Origin of the sequence: Pusillimonas sp. ANT_WB101, assembly GCF_008369125.1 — a bacterium.
In the GTDB taxonomy this organism is placed as follows: Bacteria; Pseudomonadota; Gammaproteobacteria; order Burkholderiales; family Burkholderiaceae_B; genus Allopusillimonas.
The window spans coordinates 453,589-470,626 of sequence record NZ_VOAY01000003.1 but is presented as its reverse complement, the minus strand read 5'-3'; the positions used below and the strand labels follow the sequence as shown (position 1 = coordinate 470,626).

Here is a 17,038-nt window from a genome sequence, read left to right as displayed (position 1 = left end):
CGGCCATCTGGTCGGTACTGAGTCATACGCCGGGTGGCGATGCTGGCGTCAATTCAACAGTTGATGTGGCTGGCAAAGGTGGGGATGTGGGTGGCCCCGCTAACGGCTGCCGGGCTTGCGCGACCAGTGCTGGTAAATTTTTTGCGCAACGGTGTCCAGCATAAAGCCCAGTGCGCCGATGAGCACGATGACGGCCATGAGTTCTGAATAAGCCATTCTGTCGCGGGTATCAAGTATGAAATAACCCAGGCCTGAACTGACCCCGAGCATTTCGCAAGGCACCAGTACGATCCAGATAATGCCGATGGCCAGCCGCACGCCGGTCAGTATGTGGCCCAGGATGCCGGGCACGACGATGCGAAAGAGTATCTCTGAACGCGTTGCGCTAAGGCTGCGTGCAAGCATCAGCCACTTGGGGTCGAGCTGGCGCACGCCAGCTGCGGTGTTTAGCATGATGGGCCACACCGCCGCAAAGGTCAGCAGAAAATAGATGGGCGCATCACCAATACCGAACACCATTACGGCAATGGGCATCCACGATAGCGGCGAAATCATGCGCAGGAACTGGAAGGCGCTGCCCGTGGCGTTTTCCAGCAGGCGCGAGCCACCCACTGCCAGGCCGGTGGGCACGCCTATTACCAGCGCGAGCAGCAGCCCTGTCAGAACGCGCTGCAGGCTGACGACGGTATGTGTCGTCAGTTGATTGCTTGTAATCAGCTCGTATAGGCTGGCAAACGTTTGCTGTGGCCCCAACTGTGCGGCCAGGGGAATGCTGGATTGCAGCCAGCGTGTGCCAAGACTCCATAAAACCACCAGAACCAACAGGCCCGCAAGGCTGTAGCCTGCTTTTGCGTAGGTCTTGGATGTGTGTGCTTTGGCAACCTTGGTCTGGGTGGCCCTGCGTGGTAGTTCATGAAGAGGTTGTTGTGCAATAGATGAGCGCATGGTCTAAGTCGTAATGGTTTCCTGACGCACGAACGATTCGGGCAAGCCGAAAGCCGCCATGCCGCCGTTGTCGATAATTGCTTTCTTGACGAAACGGTCGTCGACCAGGTCTGTGGCAACGAATGCCGGATCCAGATTTTGCAGAAACGTATTCTGGCCTGATACCAGGGTGGTCTTTAGCTTGCGTACCAGTTCTTCGGTATAACTGGGAAATGGGTAGGGCTGAAAGTCTATGCGCTTTTCGTTCCAGTCTTTGTTGATGATGGCACCTGCGCCTTCATACAGCGCCAGGTCCATGCGGGCGGGGTCCAGCACGTTGACCAGCGACTCATACGTATGCGGGGTATATTTCTGAGGGTTTTCGCGTGAAAGTATCTTTGCTGTTTCTTGACGATTTTCCTGAATCCACAGCTGTGCCTGCACAATGCTGCTCACCACTTTTTGTGTCCAGTCAGGGCGTTGGTTTATGTCTTGCTCGTGCATGAGCACCACGCAACAGGCGTGGTCTTTCCAGACATCGCCCGTGAAACGCAGCAGTTTGCCGATTTTCAGGGCTTCTGCATTGGCGTTGAAAGGCTCGGCAACGATGTATCCTGAAATCTGCTTACTTGCCAGCGCCGGCACCATGTCGGATGGCGCCATCACTACTAGCTTTACCTGTTTCGGCCCCGGGTCGCCGTCGCTTACAGGCTCGAGGCCCTGGCTTTTGAGCAGATGTTGCAGCACGACGTTGTGCAGTGAATACCAAAAAGGGATGGCGACGGTTGTGCCGCCCAGGTCGGTAAGGCTGTTTATCTGAGGCTGCACGGTTAGCCCTGACCCCGACATATGGTTCCATGCCACGACCTTGGCGCCCGACTTGCTGCCATAGCGGGCCCATATTGTCATGGGCGAGAGCAGGTGAACAGCGTTTACTTGCCCCGCAAGAAAGGCTTCGACCAACTGTGCCCAACTGCGGAACAGTCGTGGCTTTTCTACTTGCAGCCCCTGGTCCTGGAAAATATTGTTGTGATGTGCCACGAGCAGTGGTGTCGCGTCGGTGATGGGCAAGTAGCCTATGCGCAGTGGCGCGTTCGGTTCAGCAGCGCGCGCTGCATTATGCATTTGCAGCAGCGGCAGGGCACCCATGACGCTAAACAGGCTCGAGAGCTTGAGAAACTGGCGTCTTGCGTCAGAATGGTTGCCTGTTGAACTGGGCGTGGTCATTGCGGTTCCTTGCAAATATAAAGAGCGGCCCTCAGGCCATTGTGGCGAGCTGTTGCCCGGCATCGGTGTTGTGCACACGCGATGCGCCACGCCGATGTGTTCTCAGTAACTTCATGATCTCGATGCGGATCTGGGTAAGCGCCGGGTCGATCAGATCACGTGGGTAAGGCTGCTGGATCTGCCATTCGCCGATCAGTCTTCCGGGGTAGTCGCCGATCAGCAGAATACGGTCGGCCAGAACCAGCGCTTCGTCAATATCGTGGGTAACCAGGATGGCGGCGGCCTCATGCTTGTCGATGATCTGTCTGAGCAACTGCTGCATATCACTGCGGGTAAGCTCATCGAGCGCGCTAAAGGGTTCGTCCAGCAGCAGAATTTCGGGCCTGCGGGCCAGGCTGCGAGCCAGCGCGGTGCGCTGTGCCATGCCACCCGATAACTCAGAGGGGTAACGTGTATTTGCGCCAACCAGGCCCACTTCTTCTATGGCTGCCTGCACGCGGGCCTGCTTCTGGGTTTTTTCGATAAGAGGCTGATGTTTGAAATCCAGGCCAAACCCTATGTTTTCTTCCAGCGTCAGCCAGGGAAGCAGGCTTGGGTCCTGAAACACAAAGCTGGATCTGGGGTGGGGCCCATGCAACATTTCGCCCTGTATACGTACGGTGCCTTGATCAGGCGTTTGCAAGCCTGCAAGCACCCGCAGCAACGACGATTTGCCCACACCGCTTGGCCCCAAAATGGCAACAACCTCTCCTGCGGCCAGGTGTATGGAAAAGTCGCGCAACACGATGTTGGGTGCTTCACCCGAACGAAGATAGCTTAGCTGGATATGCCGGGCCTCGAGTACAGCCCGGGTCTGTGAAATTTTTGGCGTGGTCATGGTTACGCCGGTATCAAGAAAAACTCGGTCTTGCTGACCCCGCAGTCGGGGCATACCCAGTCATCGGGGATGTCTTCAAAACGGGTGCCTGGCGCAATGCCTTCTTCGGGCATGCCTGTGACCTCATCGTAGATCAGGCCGCAAGGGCTGCACATCCATTGCTGCATCAGGCCGCCTCAGTCTGCAAGTGGTCTGCTTCGAGAGCGGCGATTTCTTTGCGCAGGTGCTTGAGTGCGGGCGTGACAATCGCAACAAACACCGCTTCGCGTAGCCTGCGCTGGGCCGGATGGCGCATTAAAAAGCCTTTGGCACCCGCATGCAAAATTGCCGAATTGGCAGCGCGCAGTGTGAGCTCAGACGTGGCTGCCCGCAGTTTCAACACATCAAGAACAGCAGCCCGTCCGACGTCGGCCTGCGCGGCCAGTGTGTGTGCCTGTTCGTGCAATTGCTGCAGGGCGTGGGAGAGGTCGTCGCCCTGATCATCCAGATACTGGTTTACGTGAGCGGTCGCGGCATTGCTTTCACGTATTGTTTTGAGTGAAGCCTGGATTACGCCAAAGCCCATGCCTGTCTGGCTAAGTACAAAGCCTGGCTTGATGCGCGACAGGTAGTGGTTAAACTGGTCTGGGTGTGCAAGGACATCGCCAGCGTCGATGCGCGCATTCTTCAGGCGAATGTTCAGCGTTTGGGTGCCTTCCAGCCCTGCAAACTCAGGGCATGGATGCAGGCTGACCCCTTCGGCATTGCCATGCACCACGAGCATGACATACCCGCCGTCTTCCACAGCAGCAGCCACCATGGCGAGATGTTCTTCCCCCACGTTGGAAACCCAGGGCAGCGACCCGGTAACGATGTAGTCATCGCCGTCACGCCTGGCGTTCAGGTGTATGCGTTCAATGCCTGCCAGGTGCTTTACGGCGTTGGACATGCCGGTGCCGGATAATTTTTCACCACTGGCCACTGCACGCAGATAACGTGTGCGTGCGGTTAGGTTGGATGTATGCAGCAGATAGCCGACGCAGGCGGTTTGGCACCACACCAGAAAGGCGGTAGAGCCGCACTCTTGGCCTACTTGCGTAATGATGTCATTTTGCGTGGCCAGGCCCAGACCAGAGCCGTCGAGCTCGGCAGGCGCGGTGGCGCCAAAACCGCCCAGGGCACCCAGCTTGTGCAGAAAGTCTGCCGGGTAGACGCCTTGCTGATCAATGGCGCTAGCCAGCGGAGCCAGATCGGTCTTGACCAGCGCTATAACGGAATCAAGTAGGCCGGTGGCCTGGGCTTTATTGCTCACTGCGTTTTCCTTGCGTGTATGCAGGTAAAGGGCCGTCGGGCTTGGGCAGTCGCCCTCAGGCGAAGGCTTTCAGGTCGGCGTTGGCAAAGGGCTGCAACTCGGGGTTGATGGGTGTTTGGGCCAGGCCGTTTGCGTAATTGCACAGCGTGGCCAGGCTCACGCCCAGCACAACTTCCAGCGCCTGCTGGTCGTTGTAGCCAGCAGCACGAAATGCGGCCAGCTCTTCATCAGACGCCTGGCCTTTCTTTTGAATAATGGCCACGGTAAACCGGGCGAGTGCATCGAGTTTAGGGTCGCTAAGCGCTTCGGTCGAGCGCAACGCGTCCACTACATCTTCAGGCATGTGCAGTTTTTTGAGTGCCAGTTTGGTGTGGCCGGCGACGCAGAAACCGCAATCATTTAGCGTGGCGGCGGTAATCTGAACCACCTCACGCTCTGCGGGTGTCAGGCTTGTGCTGCCGTTGATGGCGCCAACCACCTGGTAGGTTTCGAGTGCAGCGGGGGCATTGGCCAGCACGCCGATGAGGTTGGGCAAGAAGCCGTTAGCCTTGAGGGCACCGGCAACACGCTGCTGAGATTCTTGAGGGGCCGAGTCGGCAGTGTGGATGGTAAGACGGCTCATTGAAAGACCTATAGGTTGGACGCCTCAACAAGGGAAGCATCGGTATACAGATTCTAATGAGCCAACCGGTGTTTATGGAACGAAGATAACCTTATGACGTTATGGGTGTCAGTTATTAGCGATCGCTCTTCGCTCGAATATCAATATCGACCCGGTGCAGATTCGCCATGGCACGGACGCCAACTGCAAACAACACGAGGTCGCACGTTTTTTACCCGCCAATAAGCACCGTAGCAAACTGGCGCCTGACCGCATGAATAACGCTTTGCGACACAATCCAGGATGTTTTCGGGTTGCCTGGTGAGGGGTTGTTGACCAGTGTGGTTTCCAGTGTGCCCAATGCGCTCTGTACCTTGACGCGATGCTGGTTGCCTGCTGCGCGCGGATCAACAACCACGCGTACCCGTGTTTGTGCCATGCCTACACCAGCGAGTGCGAGCGTGGCCGCAACGTTCAGGTTTTTGGGGTAGCGCAGGGCGGCCTCGTTGGCGCTGCCTGCAAACAGTTCAACTTCTTCATTCAGCGTGTCGGGGTCTATGCCAAGTGCACGTAGCTCTTCGCGCCATGCGGCCACAGGCTTGCGTGATTCATATTCCACGCTGACAGACGCGATATTGCCCAGGGCGCCCAGATAATCGAGTGATGCGACAGCACCCGCAGGAATAATCAACCGGCTTTGGCCTTTGCGGGCCGCGTCAACCATGGCCATGTAGGTTGCACTGTCGGCCAGTGCGCCGACCGAGGTCATCAACACGTCAATACCATGCTCAAGAAGCGCAGGAACATGCTCACATGCTGCCCCCTGACTGGCCGCTTCAATGACGAGGGTTGGCTTCCAGGCCAGCAGCTCATCCAATGTGCCGAGCGTTGTTATGGTTTGTGGGACTTCGCTACGGCGACTGCTTGTGGGGCGCAAAACGACCGCCCAGTCGGTGGGAAGTGGATCGAATTGCTCCAGGCCGGCCCAGACGTCTTGGGCGATGGAGCCGAAACCAATGAGGGCAATTTTTCGTGATGTGGGCGAGTGCTGTGTATTCATGAATTTAGACGCATTGATGATGTGATGGACTGCCCTATGATACCGGGTGGCCCTGAGCACAGTGTGTAAGCCAGATTTGAGTGATGGTGAATGCGGCGAAGTGATACGCTGGCCTTGCTTGACCCTACTAATAGACTGGTCTAGGCTGCTCACAACCCATGCACCTGTTTGCCAGCTGTTTTTTTGTCAGCCTGGCCTCATAGAAATTTTTTATTCAATACTCAGACTAGTTTGGTTCAGGAGATTTCGATCGTGTTCAAAGCAATTATGTTGCGTAAAGCAGAAGATGGATCAACCCTTGCAGGCATAGAGCAGGTCGATCCGGCTGACTTGCCCGAAGGTGAGGTGGAAATTCAGGTTGCTTATTCCACGCTCAATTACAAAGATGGTCTGGCTATCACCGGGCGTAGCCCCGTCGTCAGAAAATGGCCCATGGTGCCTGGCATTGATCTGGCCGGAACCGTCGTGCACAGTAGCGATGCCAACTTTCCTGAAGGAAGCGAGGTCATCGTCAATGGCCATGGCATGGGCGAGCTGCATTGGGGTGGTTTGGCACAACGTGCACGCGTTCCAGCCGCCTGGCTGACGCGCAGGCCACAGGCCTTGAGCGCAAAGAATGCCATGGGCATAGGTACGGCTGGTTATACCGCCATGTTGTCGGTACTTGCGCTTGAGCGCCAGGCGGTAAAGCCAGGCGACGGCCCAGTATTGGTTACCGGAGCCAATGGCGGTGTGGGCAGTTTTTCTGTGGCGTTATTGGCCAAACGTGGCTACGAGGTGCATGCGTCAACAGGCCGTATGTCAGAGGCCGAACGTCTGAAGTCGCTGGGTGCGCACACCGTTATCGACAGAGCCGAGCTGTCTGAAAAAGGCAAGCCCTTGCAGAAAGAACATTGGGCGGGTGCCATAGATTGCGTCGGCAGCCATACCCTTGCCAATGTGTGTGCACAGACGCGCTACGGCGGCACAGTGACCGCATGTGGTCTGGCGCAAGGGCTAGATTTTTCTGCTACGGTTGCCCCGTTTATTTTGCGAGGCATTGCCTTGGTCGGTATCGACAGCGTTTATGCGCCTGAAGCCTTGCGCACGCAGGCATGGAATTGCCTCGCACAGGAAGCAGATACGGCCATGCTATCGGCGATCACGCATACGCTATCGCTCGAAGAGTGCGTGGATGCCGCCCATAAACTGCTGGAGGGCCAGGTAAAGGGACGCCTCATCGTCGATCTGGCGGCCTGACATGCAGACGTGTGAACGCTTCGACGCGGCACTGACATCATCCGAGCAAACGCTCATTATCAAGGCGCGTGATTTTGCGGCCCGGCAATTGCCGCAAGCGACGCTCGCTAACAGTGACGAACACCGGCAACTGCTAAGCCGTGCTTGTCATGAGGGGCTGGCCGGTATTGAAGTGCCGGTACAAATGGGGGGCGCCTCGGCGTCTTTCTCTACCAGAATGAGGGTGTGCGAAGAGTTGGCGCGCCACCATGCCGGGTTTGCGTTCTCATTGGTCAACCATCACAACATTGTTTCGCGGGTTGCACACTCGGGGCAGCCTGCTTTGCGAGACAGTCTGGTGCCCCTGATGCTGGCGGGGGAACACATAGGCTGCACCGCCATGACCGAACCCCAGTCTGGCAGTGACTTTACCGCCCTGCAGACCACAGCTGTGCCGCACGACAATGGCTGGCTGCTCAATGGCGCAAAGGCCTGGATAACCAATGCCAGCCTGGCTGATGTGTTTCTTGTTTATGCACAAACTGATGTCACTGCGGGTGCCAAAGGGGTGGGCGGGTTTATTGTCTTTGCAGACGACCCGGGGTTTAAGCGCGGGCCTGCCTGCACAGTAGCTGGCACTGAGGGCATGGGGGTAGGTGAGTTTGGTCTGACTGACTGCTTTATCCCCGAAGAGCGGCTGCTGTACCCGCCCGGTGACGGCTTTTATGCTGCGATGCGCGGGGTGAACCAGGCACGGGTACATGTGGCCGCCATAAATGCTGCCATGCTCGATACCGCATTGAGCACGGCTTGCGGCTATAGTGAATCAAGGCAGGCGTTTGGCAAACCAGTGATGGCGTTTCAGGGATTAAGCTGGTCGCTTGCCGGTGTGGCGACACATTTGGAGGCCATGCGTTTGCTTGCCTATGCCGGTGCGCAGGTCATTGATGCCGGGCAAGATGCGCAGGGTATCGCAGCCATGGCAAAAAAATATGCCAACGATCACACGCTTCAGGCGATATCAACCTGCATGCAGGCCATGGGTGCTCATGGCCTGACACCACAGGCCGGGTTGGACCGCATGCTTACCTGGGCCAAGGCGTTTTGTTATACCGATGGCACACCTGAAATGATGAATGAGCGCATTGTGCGCCAGTTGCGCAAGGTGCATCAGTCTTAGTGTTTGTCCGACTATAAGCGGCTTGCCGAGAGCTATCTCGACAACGTCATCGTGATGCCGATAACCGTTGGCATTGCCTTACGTGCCTACAACACAAGGAGTTAAGGATATGAGTCACGTCACCCTGATTAGTAAAGAAGGCAAAGAGTTTGACGCCTACTTCGTCGAAGCGTCCACCATAAACGCACCCGGTATCGTGCTGGTGCAGGAGATCTTCGGCATTAACGCCGCCATGCGCACCGCCGCTGAGCGTTGGGCCAGTCTTGGCTATAACGTTATATGCCCAGATCTGTTCTGGCGCAAAGAGGCCGGTGTCGAACTGGAACCGTCCAACCCCGAAGATTTTGCGCGTGGTGTTGAGTTCATGCAAAGCATGGACGAAGATTTAACCGTCTCCGACCTGGAGGTGGCGCGCACCTGGCTGTCTCATAAAATCGGTAACAACCGTATTGCTGGCCTGGGTTACTGCTGGGGCGGTCGGCTTGTGGTTCGCATGGCCGCCGATGCCGGCATCAACTGTGCAGTGAGCTATTACGGTGTGGGGTTGCAGCAGCTTATTCCTGCGACGCCTGCTTCAGCGGTTCCTACGCTGTTGCATATCGCTGCGCTTGATGCCTACGTGCCGGAACCCGTGCGCGAAACGATTCTTGATGCAATTAAAGGCAGGCCGGGTTGGGAAGCACACGTGTATGCAGATTGTGATCATGCTTTCGCCCGACCAGGCGGTGTGCATGCCGATGAAGCGGCTGCCAAGATGGCAGAAGATCGTTCAATTGCGTTTATGCAGCAACACACTGCTTAAGGCTTGAAGGTGGCGGTGCCTGCATGATGGCTATATACCTTGGTTGTCCATAGGGACAAACTGGGTGTTGTATTCAGAGAGGCGAATGTCAGTATTTGCCATGCGACGACTCGCCGCATGGCATTGGGGCAAGATTCACTTCTGATCAATGTCGCCGCCAACCTGAGCGTTCTCACGCCCTTGCCCAGACACATCACGCCGCGAACCATGATGGTTCGCATAAAACCACGTGAACTCGGCGCCCAACAAGAACACCTGCGCGGCGTAGTAAACCCAGATCAAAACCACGACGAGTGAGCCGGCGGCAGTTAGTGATGAAATGGTGGCGCTCTTGCCCACATACAGGCCGATCAGCACCTTGCCAATCTCAAATAAAACCGCCGTGACGAGTGCGCCAATAAAGACATCGCGCCAGGCGATTGAGGCCTGAGGCATATATTTGAAGATCAGCGCGAAGAGTATGGTTGAAATAAAAAGTGAGGCGAGTGCATTCAGGCCTTGCATCAGCACCTCCCAGCCAGGGAACAGCCCGACCATGGTATTACCCAATGCCGCCAAGCCTGTGCTTACGGCCAGGGACACCAGAAGCAGAAAACCAAGGCCCAGCACCAGCCCCAATGAAAGCAATCTTGCGCGCAGCATGCGCCACCAGCCGCCGACCTTAACCGACGCCGGCACTTGCCATATGCGGTCAAGTGCGCTCTGCAATTCGGCAAAGACGCGTGTGGCCCCTACGATCAAGATGATGACGCTGATAATGGTCGCGGTAATGCCCTGGGTGGGCTTGTCTGCACTGCGAATGAGCGCCTGCACGCTCTCGGCGCCGTCCTGACCGACCAGGCCTCCCAGCTGCTGGATGACTTCTCCGCGCACGGCATCCTGGCCCCAGATGAAACCTGCCACGGCGATGACGATGATTAACAAAGGCGCTATGGAAAATACGGTGTAGAACGCGATGGCTGCGCCCATGCTCGAGGCGTAGTCGTCGCTCCATGCCTTGTAGGAGCACTTTGCGAGATTAAAAAACTGTTTGGGGGTCAGAAACATAGGGGCCACCATTTAATGCAGTTAAGTATGAGACGCGGATCTCGCCTACTTGGCAGTTGCTTTAGAGCGAGTGTTAGCCCCTGCACACAGGGTGCGTTTGGTTGTCTCGTGCCATGAGCTTGTTCTTTTGTTGCGCCATCTCGCCAGGCGCACGTTGTTTCAGTACACACGCCGTAACAGCAGGCAAATAGCGTGCCATGCCTTTAATTTATTTGCAGCTCCAGAGGTAACGACGCGTAAAAGTTTTGAGCCTGCGCGGCAAGGCATTGCAGATTCATCGTTCGTGTTTGTTCGATAATATAGTCAATAAATACGCGGATTCTGGCAGGAAGCTGTTTGCGGCTTAAATAACACAGATAGTGGCCGCCAGTATCGGGTGCATACTGATCCAGGCAGGTAAGCAGCTGCTGGGTTTTGCATAAATCGCTCACCAGGTAGTCGGGCAGTTGTGCCAGACCCTGACCCTGCAGCACGGCTTGCAGCACCAGGTCAAGATCATTAAAGATATATTGGCCTGACAACGGGTGTTTTTGTTCGATGCCACCCACCTTGAACTCCCAGTCCCTGATGCGTCCCGACGGTGTCCGAAAGTTGATGCAATGGTGCGCGTTCAAATCATCAATGTGACGCGGCAAGCCTGTGGTCTTTGCGTATAGCGGCGATGCACATACAACCTGCCGCATGGGGATCAGTTGTCGCGCTACGATGTCGCTGTCTTCCATCTGGCCATCACGAAAAGAGATATCGATGCGATCTGCCGTGAAGTCCGCCCGTCGGTCGTCTAGCAAGAGTTCCAGGGTGATGTCCGGAAATTGCGCATGAAAGCCCTGCAGAAGTGGGCCGATCACCTTGCGGCCAAAGCCTGGCGTCGCATGCAGACATAGATGGCCGTGTGGTGGCCCATCGCGCAGCTCGCGCATGTCTTCCAGGGCGTGAACAATACGCTTTACGCCCGGCTGGCAGTTTTTATAAAACAGTTCGCCTTCTCGCGTCAGCGAGGTACTTCGCGTGGTTCGGTGAAACAGGCGTGCATCCAGTTGCGTCTCCAGCTTTTGCACGCTGCGGCTGACGGCAGAGCGGCCTATGCCAAGACGATCACTCGCCCTGGAAAAGCTGCCCTCGTCGGCGACAGCCAGAAAGGCGACCACGCCCGCATAGCTGGTGACAAAACTGCCGGCGAGGGCGTCGGGCGCGCCGGAGGGAATGTGTTGAAGAAGATTATTAGACATTGCAGTACACGCCGAGGTTTTTATACAAGATTAGATGCATGGAAGCCTCAATGCGTGACACCGTCAGCGGATTTGTTTTATAGGGTTATATCTTCCGCCAAGCGCGGATGCGGAAAAAATGGATTATCCTGCCGTCATCTTCTTCCATGGGTGCCATATCGTCGCTCAACGGTCTCTTGATTCCTGAGAGGTCTTCGCGTTCAGGCACCCGTGCTGAGAGCGTCGCGGATGATGATGCGTATCCGCATGGATCTCTAGTCGTTTCCGCCATTCCGGCGATGTATGGGTATGACTGTTATATCGAGAATCATTGCTCAGAGGCCAAAAAACGCAACAGCGCTTTGCCGTGGATCGACGCAAGAGAGATGCGACACAGGCTCGCGCGGATGCTTTCAACACGTGCTTATTGGTGCCTTCAAGGCAACACGATGGCACCCTTTGCGTGCCTACCGCTCCGTTAAATGCGTGCCTAGAATTTGTCTTATGGGGTGTCTTGCAAACACTGACCACATCACTGAAATTCTGAGCGCTACATGGCTCATCCCAACGGGAGTACATCATGAAAGCAGTTAAAACCATCATCTTCGCCACGAGCATTCTTCTTGCGGGCGGCGCATACGCACACGGCATTCAGCAAGACATGCCGACGTCTCAATATCAGTTTAACGATGAGGTGGAACAGCCTGACTCTACCATTGTGCCGTTCCAGCATCCCAAAACCCGGGCCGAGGTGGTTCAGGCGTTTCAATCTGCCAGGGCCGCAGGTCTGATTTGGCAGGGCGAGTCGGATAATCATATTCCTGCGGCAGGCCCGGCTTCAGAGGTGCCCCGTGCACAAGTGCTGAAAGAGCTGGCTGAGGCAAGGGCTGCTGGCCAGTTGAGGGAGGGTGAACTTAACTACGTTGTTGCATCGTAAACATACGCTTGTTTCGCTGTGCCCAGTTAGCAGGTCTCCGAAATGCGTAATCTATACAAGTTTCAACGCTGAGTGCATCAGTTGCGGCATGGCCAGCGTTGAAATTTGTTGATTTCAACTATATCTGACTTAGTTTGTAAGGTTGGAGAATTACGCACGGAGCGGTCAAGATTCGACGTCTAGAGAATCACGTAGGGGGTATGCGGGCGTCGCTGAGTCGTCAAGGAGATTAAGACAAGTTGATAGAGCGAATCTACTGCACCTGAATGCGAAGTTCGTCCCGTATTATCTGCAAGGTGCCTTCCATTGCTCTGGTTTGGCCCCAGATCAATGATATTGGCGGCAATGGCATACTTAACGTAATGTTAAGAATTTTTATACCTCGAAACTGTTGATATTTTCGCGCGGCAGAGATGGGCGATATGGTCACCAAACCACCTTGTTCCACCAAGCTCAAGTTCGATAGAAAGCTGGACGACTGGATGACGGGTGAAGGCGGCATCAAACCCGCATGGAGGAACTCATCGACCAATAAATTGCGGGTTACGGACCCTGGTGGAGGCAAAACCCAATTGCAGTTTGAGAGATCGGTCAGCGTGAGCTTTTTGCGTTTTGCCAAAAGGTGCTCCCTGGCAACCACGACGCACATTCCTTCTTCATAAAGTGTTTCCAGCAGAAAAGGATTGCCTCCTGCTGATTGTCTGCCTTCACGGGTAGTAAGTCGGCCCACTACGCAATCCAGTTCGCCTCTGGCTAACGCGTCAAGCAGTACGTCAGAGGTGGCCTCGGTCAGCGATATCTCCACGCCCTTGTTCTGCTGCACTACGCGCGCCAAGACGCCAGGCATGATGTTTTGCATACTGCGGGGCAGTACACCAACGCGAAAGAGTTCACGCGAACGGGTAGCCAGTGCGATTGCCTCCGCCTCGATCGCGCTAAGCTCGTTGCCTATGACTTGAACGCGACGAAGCAAGGTCTTGACCGCTGGCGTTGGAGTCATTCCACTGCGCGACCTCACGAATAACGTGAGTCCTAGTGCCTGCTCAATCTCGCGCAGCATGGCGCTAGCCGCTGGTTGCGTGACATGCAGTCGTTCAGCTGCCTTGCGTACCGACCCGCATTCTTGAATTAGTTGCAGCAGGCGCAGATTGCGAAATCTGAGTTGGGAAATCCGAAATGAAGAGAATTGGTCCATTGTGAGAGCCAGTAGTTATCACATGAGTGTATGTTTCTATTTTTCACTTATAGCTGACATGGGCATACTTAGTCCATATTCTTAATACGAGGAGACACCTTCATGAATCGCAGACGATTTACAACCGCTTCCATTGCGTTGGCCTTAACGTTGGGGTTTAGTCTTACCTCGGTACAGGCGGCACAGTGGCCAGAAAGGCCCGTAACTCTGATCGTGCCGTTCGCACCGGGAGGGGCGACGGATATCGTCGGCCGCATCGTCGCAGACCAGCTGGGCAAAATCCTCAAACAGACCTTTATTGTCGAGAATCGGGGTGGTGCTGCAGGTGCAGTGGGCATGAATGAGCTCGCTCGCTCAAAGCCGGACGGATATACGTTTGCGCTGATCACAGACTCAATCCCTATTCAACCGATCCTTAAGGAGTCGTTGCAGTGGAAGATGACTGACTTCGCTCCCGTGGCAAAGATCGCGACCTCGCCGGAGGTACTCGTAGTTAATCCGAAAGTCCCCGCTTCGTCAGTGCGAGAGCTCGTCGAGCTGGCTAAATCGAAACCTGGCGAGTTGTCTTATGCAGCTTCAAGTACAGGCTCAGTGCATCATTTGGCTGGCGAATTGTTCAAACAGCAAACTGGTATCGATATGCAGCATATTCCTTATAAGGGCGGTGGCCAGTCTATCGTTGATATGGTGTCGGGCCGTGTAGACGTGGGCTTTATCGGGTTGGCCCCTGTGCTAAGCCAACTTCGCAGTGGTCAGCTTCTCGCGCTCGCACAGACAGGCGAAACACGGAATAGCCAGGCACCGGATGTACCTACCTTCAGTGAGGCTGGTTACGGAGACTTCAACGTCGAGTTATGGATTGGCCTCGTCGGCTTAAAAGACATAGCGCCTGAAATCACGAAGCGCTTGCAGCAGGCCATCACTCAGTTTCTCTCTGATGAAGAGGTTCAGAGAAACCTTACGGAAATCGGTTTTAAACCTGTGACAGAGGACCCCACGCCATTTGGCCGCTGGATGATTCAGCAGCAACAAGGCTGGGCAGAGGTTGTCAAAAAGCTGGATTTACCAAAAGACTGATCGCCATGAATGATATTTTTGGAGAACGCGCGACCGTCGCCATAATTATGGAGATCGAGGCTGCCCTCGCGCGTGCACAGGCAGCTCAAGGCATTATTCCTCAGGCCGCGGCTGACGCAATTAACGCAAAAGCCCATCCGAACTTTGCACCCGAACCAGAAATACGAAAGAATGCTGAGTGCGTCGGTCATCAGCTGGTGGCTTTGCTCACAACCTGGTCGGTTGCGCTTGGCGATGATGCTGCCGCTTATTTGCACTTTGGAGCAACCACGCCTGATATAAGGTTGACGACGCAAATTATCCAGATGCGACGAGCCATGGAACGCTTTCTCGCGCAGATGCTGCGGATTGAGGCCATTCTTATGCGGCTTTGCGAAACATATCGCGCTACGCCTATGATGGGCCGAACGGTCGGGCGGCATGCTTTGCCGATTACTTTCGGTCTAAAAACATCGACCTGGATGCTGGAGAATCGTCGCAATATTGAACGCATACAAGGCTGGTTGAGGCGGACGAACACTGGCGTGCTGGCAGGCGCTGTCGGTACTTATGCGGCGCTGGGCAATTGTGGCTTCGACGTTGAGGCTCAGACAATGGCCGAGTTGGGCCTAGAGGCTCCAGAGCCTGCAGACTGGAAGGGAACCCGTGACAAGCACGCGGAATGGGGTTGTCTCATCGCCATCACATCCAAAAGCATGGCACGTTTTGCTCAGGATGTTTTTCTACTTCAAGGCGACGATTTCGGTGAGCTGGACGAAGGTAATCAGGAGGTCGGTTCCAGTACCATGCCGCACAAATCTAACCCTAGGAAAGCAACCGCCATCATTGGTCTGTCCCGTCAGATCTGTCATGAATCAGGTGTGCTCTTAGACTGGATGGTCTCGATCTACGAGCGGGATCAGATTAGCAATGACAGTTCGCTCGAAAATATTGCCCTTCACATGGACAAGTTGCTTTGCGCTGCTGAAGATTTGCTGGGCGGCCTTATCGTCAACCCCGAGAATATGGAACGAAATTTGTGTCGGACTGACGGCCTCATCATGGCCGAGCGCGTCATGTTCGCGTTGGGCGGTTCGATTGGAAAACATAAGGCCCATACCTTGGTACGCGAAGCGGCCAATCAGAGTCGGGACCGCCATGTCGCTTTCAAACAGGTACTTCTGGACAGCCCTGAAATTTCGCGACACCTGAGTGATGCACAGATTATTGAGTTGCTCGATCATCGTACCTATATCGGACTGGCACCGCAGGCGGTAGATAGAGCACTGGCCTTTATAGAAAACCACCGGACACAACAGGCTACATTCGGCTTTTTCGATCAGACACATCAGCCGCAGAATACAAAGGAAAAAAAATGAATCCCGCAAGACCAACTATAAATACTCCAATCGAAGAAGGCGCACTGTTGACTTTGCCGTTGCGTGAAGTCAAGCCACGCAAGCGCGGTATAACTTCAATCATCGATTTTGGCCCAGACACCTTCGGCTGGGGAGGTAGTGAGTCAGGCATACGTAATGCCCTTGAGTGTGCGGCAGACTTTATTGATTATGCAAAAATTTTTGCCCTAAATACTCTGCTCGTGCCTGCCCCGACCATGCAGAAAGCTATTCGTTGTTATAAGGACTTTGGCGTCTCCGTTTACGCAGGAGGAATTCTGTTCGAATATGCTTGGCGACGCAACGAACTTGACGGCATGGCGCGTCTCCTTCGCAGCCTTGGACTCGACGCGCTGGAGGTCTCTGAAAATTGCGTCACATTGAGTCGCGATGAACGGATGCATGCTATTGGCAGCCTGCAACGCAAAGGAATACAGGTCGTTTATGAATTCGGGGCCAAAGATCCCGAGGCCCCCATGAAGCTCGACGAATTGAGCTCTATCGTAGACGACATGACCGAACTTGGCATTGAACATATCACTCTCGAACAATCGGAACTGGATTTGTTGGCCGCCACTTCTGCGGATGAAATACAAGCGCTCAAGGCGAGTTCTTGGTTCAATCGTATCCTGATCGAGGCAGATCCGTATCGATTTCCCAGCCAGCACGCGACCCTGATTGATGATTTTGGTGCTGATGTAAATCTTGCCAATATTACCCTCGGACAGGCACTGCGCCTGGAGGGTTTACGGCGCGGCATAGGCCGGGCTGTGGGTTATTCATTATTCAAGAACTTTCCCGCCTGATGGTGTCATAGCGTTCTTAACTGGAGGAAAGCAACGAGTCTATTGTCTTCGCTGCGAACTACTGTCCCGAACCCCGAACGACGAGGAAGGACCTCTCAACTTGTATCTTTAACGAGAAGCCGCTGCAAGCTTGATGTACATCAACCCAGCCTCTTCTCGCTCGTCCTATCGTTGCTCTGTTGTTGACTGCCTGAAAATGGCCTAGGATGAGG

At 55.0% G+C, this 17,038-nt stretch carries 17 protein-coding genes; 7 read left to right on the top strand and 10 right to left on the bottom strand.

The features are described 5' to 3' along the window. Positions 1 to 99: 99 nt before the first annotated feature. The 7 genes from FQ179_RS14900 to FQ179_RS14870 all read right to left on the bottom strand — a co-directional run bounded on the left by FQ179_RS14900 (position 100) and on the right by FQ179_RS14870 (position 5,980). On the bottom strand, positions 100 to 945 hold the full coding sequence (locus FQ179_RS14900) for an ABC transporter permease (RefSeq protein ID WP_149398092.1): 846 nt from the start codon (positions 943 to 945) through the stop codon (positions 100 to 102). 3 nt (positions 946 to 948) lie between these two features. Next, entirely contained in the window at positions 949 to 2,151 is a 1,203-nt protein-coding gene (locus FQ179_RS14895) for an ABC transporter substrate-binding protein (protein ID WP_149398091.1), read from the bottom strand. 31 nt (positions 2,152 to 2,182) lie between these two features. Further along, positions 2,183 to 3,028 (bottom strand): ABC transporter ATP-binding protein, encoded by an 846-nt coding sequence (locus FQ179_RS14890; RefSeq protein ID WP_149398090.1) that lies wholly within the window; start codon positions 3,026 to 3,028, stop codon positions 2,183 to 2,185. Positions 3,029 to 3,030: 2 nt separating this feature from the next. Next, positions 3,031 to 3,195 carry a rubredoxin gene (locus tag FQ179_RS14885; protein ID WP_149398089.1) on the bottom strand — a complete coding sequence of 55 codons (165 nt, stop codon included), beginning with the start codon at positions 3,193 to 3,195 and terminating at the stop codon, positions 3,031 to 3,033. Beyond that, a complete protein-coding gene (locus FQ179_RS14880; RefSeq protein ID WP_149398088.1) occupies positions 3,195 to 4,319 on the bottom strand; it encodes an acyl-CoA dehydrogenase family protein in 1,125 nt (374 codons plus the stop codon). The genes FQ179_RS14885 and FQ179_RS14880 overlap by 1 nt, the downstream gene beginning before the upstream one ends. 55 nt (positions 4,320 to 4,374) lie before the next feature. Then, positions 4,375 to 4,941: a carboxymuconolactone decarboxylase family protein gene (locus FQ179_RS14875; protein WP_149398087.1), complete on the bottom strand. Its 567-nt coding sequence runs from the start codon at positions 4,939 to 4,941 to the stop codon at positions 4,375 to 4,377. A gap of 211 nt (positions 4,942 to 5,152) precedes the next feature. Beyond that, entirely contained in the window at positions 5,153 to 5,980 is an 828-nt protein-coding gene (locus FQ179_RS14870; protein WP_149398086.1) for an aspartate dehydrogenase, read from the bottom strand. A 252-nt stretch (positions 5,981 to 6,232) separates the two neighbouring features. Here FQ179_RS14870 and FQ179_RS14865 point away from each other — a divergent pair, with 252 nt between their 5' ends. The 3 genes from FQ179_RS14865 (at position 6,233) to FQ179_RS14855 (ending at position 9,180) form a co-directional block, all read left to right on the top strand. Next, positions 6,233 to 7,219, top strand: a complete 987-nt coding sequence (locus FQ179_RS14865) for an MDR family oxidoreductase (RefSeq protein WP_149398085.1) — start codon at positions 6,233 to 6,235, stop codon at positions 7,217 to 7,219. Between the two features lies 1 nt (position 7,220). Then, on the top strand, positions 7,221 to 8,378 hold the full coding sequence (locus tag FQ179_RS14860; protein WP_149398084.1) for an acyl-CoA dehydrogenase family protein: 1,158 nt from the start codon (positions 7,221 to 7,223) through the stop codon (positions 8,376 to 8,378). 109 nt (positions 8,379 to 8,487) lie between these two features. Then, on the top strand, positions 8,488 to 9,180 hold the full coding sequence (locus tag FQ179_RS14855) for a dienelactone hydrolase family protein (RefSeq protein WP_149398083.1): 693 nt from the start codon (positions 8,488 to 8,490) through the stop codon (positions 9,178 to 9,180). 135 nt (positions 9,181 to 9,315) lie between these two features. Here the strand turns inward: FQ179_RS14855 and FQ179_RS14850 are convergent, their stop codons facing one another. Together FQ179_RS14850 and FQ179_RS14845 are read right to left on the bottom strand one after the other, a co-directional pair. Beyond that, positions 9,316 to 10,227 (bottom strand): YihY/virulence factor BrkB family protein, encoded by a 912-nt coding sequence (locus FQ179_RS14850; protein WP_149398082.1) that lies wholly within the window; start codon positions 10,225 to 10,227, stop codon positions 9,316 to 9,318. Positions 10,228 to 10,430: 203 nt separating this feature from the next. Beyond that, the gene (locus FQ179_RS14845; protein WP_149398081.1) at positions 10,431 to 11,456 is read right to left on the bottom strand and encodes a LysR family transcriptional regulator; all 1,026 of its coding nucleotides are present in this window, start codon (positions 11,454 to 11,456) and stop codon (positions 10,431 to 10,433) included. A 559-nt stretch (positions 11,457 to 12,015) separates the two neighbouring features. On the opposite strand from FQ179_RS14845, the gene FQ179_RS14840 reads away from it, so the two are divergent. Further along, the gene (locus FQ179_RS14840) at positions 12,016 to 12,372 is read left to right on the top strand and encodes a DUF4148 domain-containing protein (RefSeq protein ID WP_149398358.1); all 357 of its coding nucleotides are present in this window, start codon (positions 12,016 to 12,018) and stop codon (positions 12,370 to 12,372) included. Between the two features lie 253 nt (positions 12,373 to 12,625). On the opposite strand, the gene FQ179_RS14835 is transcribed toward FQ179_RS14840, so the two are convergent. Further along, positions 12,626 to 13,567 carry a LysR family transcriptional regulator gene (locus FQ179_RS14835; RefSeq protein WP_149398080.1) on the bottom strand — a complete coding sequence of 314 codons (942 nt, stop codon included), beginning with the start codon at positions 13,565 to 13,567 and terminating at the stop codon, positions 12,626 to 12,628. A gap of 102 nt (positions 13,568 to 13,669) precedes the next feature. Here FQ179_RS14835 and FQ179_RS14830 point away from each other — a divergent pair, with 102 nt between their 5' ends. The 3 genes from FQ179_RS14830 to FQ179_RS14820 are packed head-to-tail and all read left to right on the top strand — an operon-like array spanning position 13,670 to position 16,826. Beyond that, complete coding sequence (locus tag FQ179_RS14830; RefSeq protein WP_149398079.1) at positions 13,670 to 14,644, top strand: tripartite tricarboxylate transporter substrate binding protein; 975 nt, start codon at positions 13,670 to 13,672, stop codon at positions 14,642 to 14,644. A gap of 5 nt (positions 14,645 to 14,649) precedes the next feature. Beyond that, entirely contained in the window at positions 14,650 to 16,002 is a 1,353-nt protein-coding gene (locus FQ179_RS14825) for a lyase family protein (protein ID WP_149398078.1), read from the top strand. Continuing rightward, positions 15,999 to 16,826: a phosphosulfolactate synthase gene (locus FQ179_RS14820; protein WP_149398077.1), complete on the top strand. Its 828-nt coding sequence runs from the start codon at positions 15,999 to 16,001 to the stop codon at positions 16,824 to 16,826. Before FQ179_RS14825 ends, FQ179_RS14820 begins: the two co-directional genes overlap by 4 nt. Positions 16,827 to 17,038 lie beyond the last annotated feature (212 nt).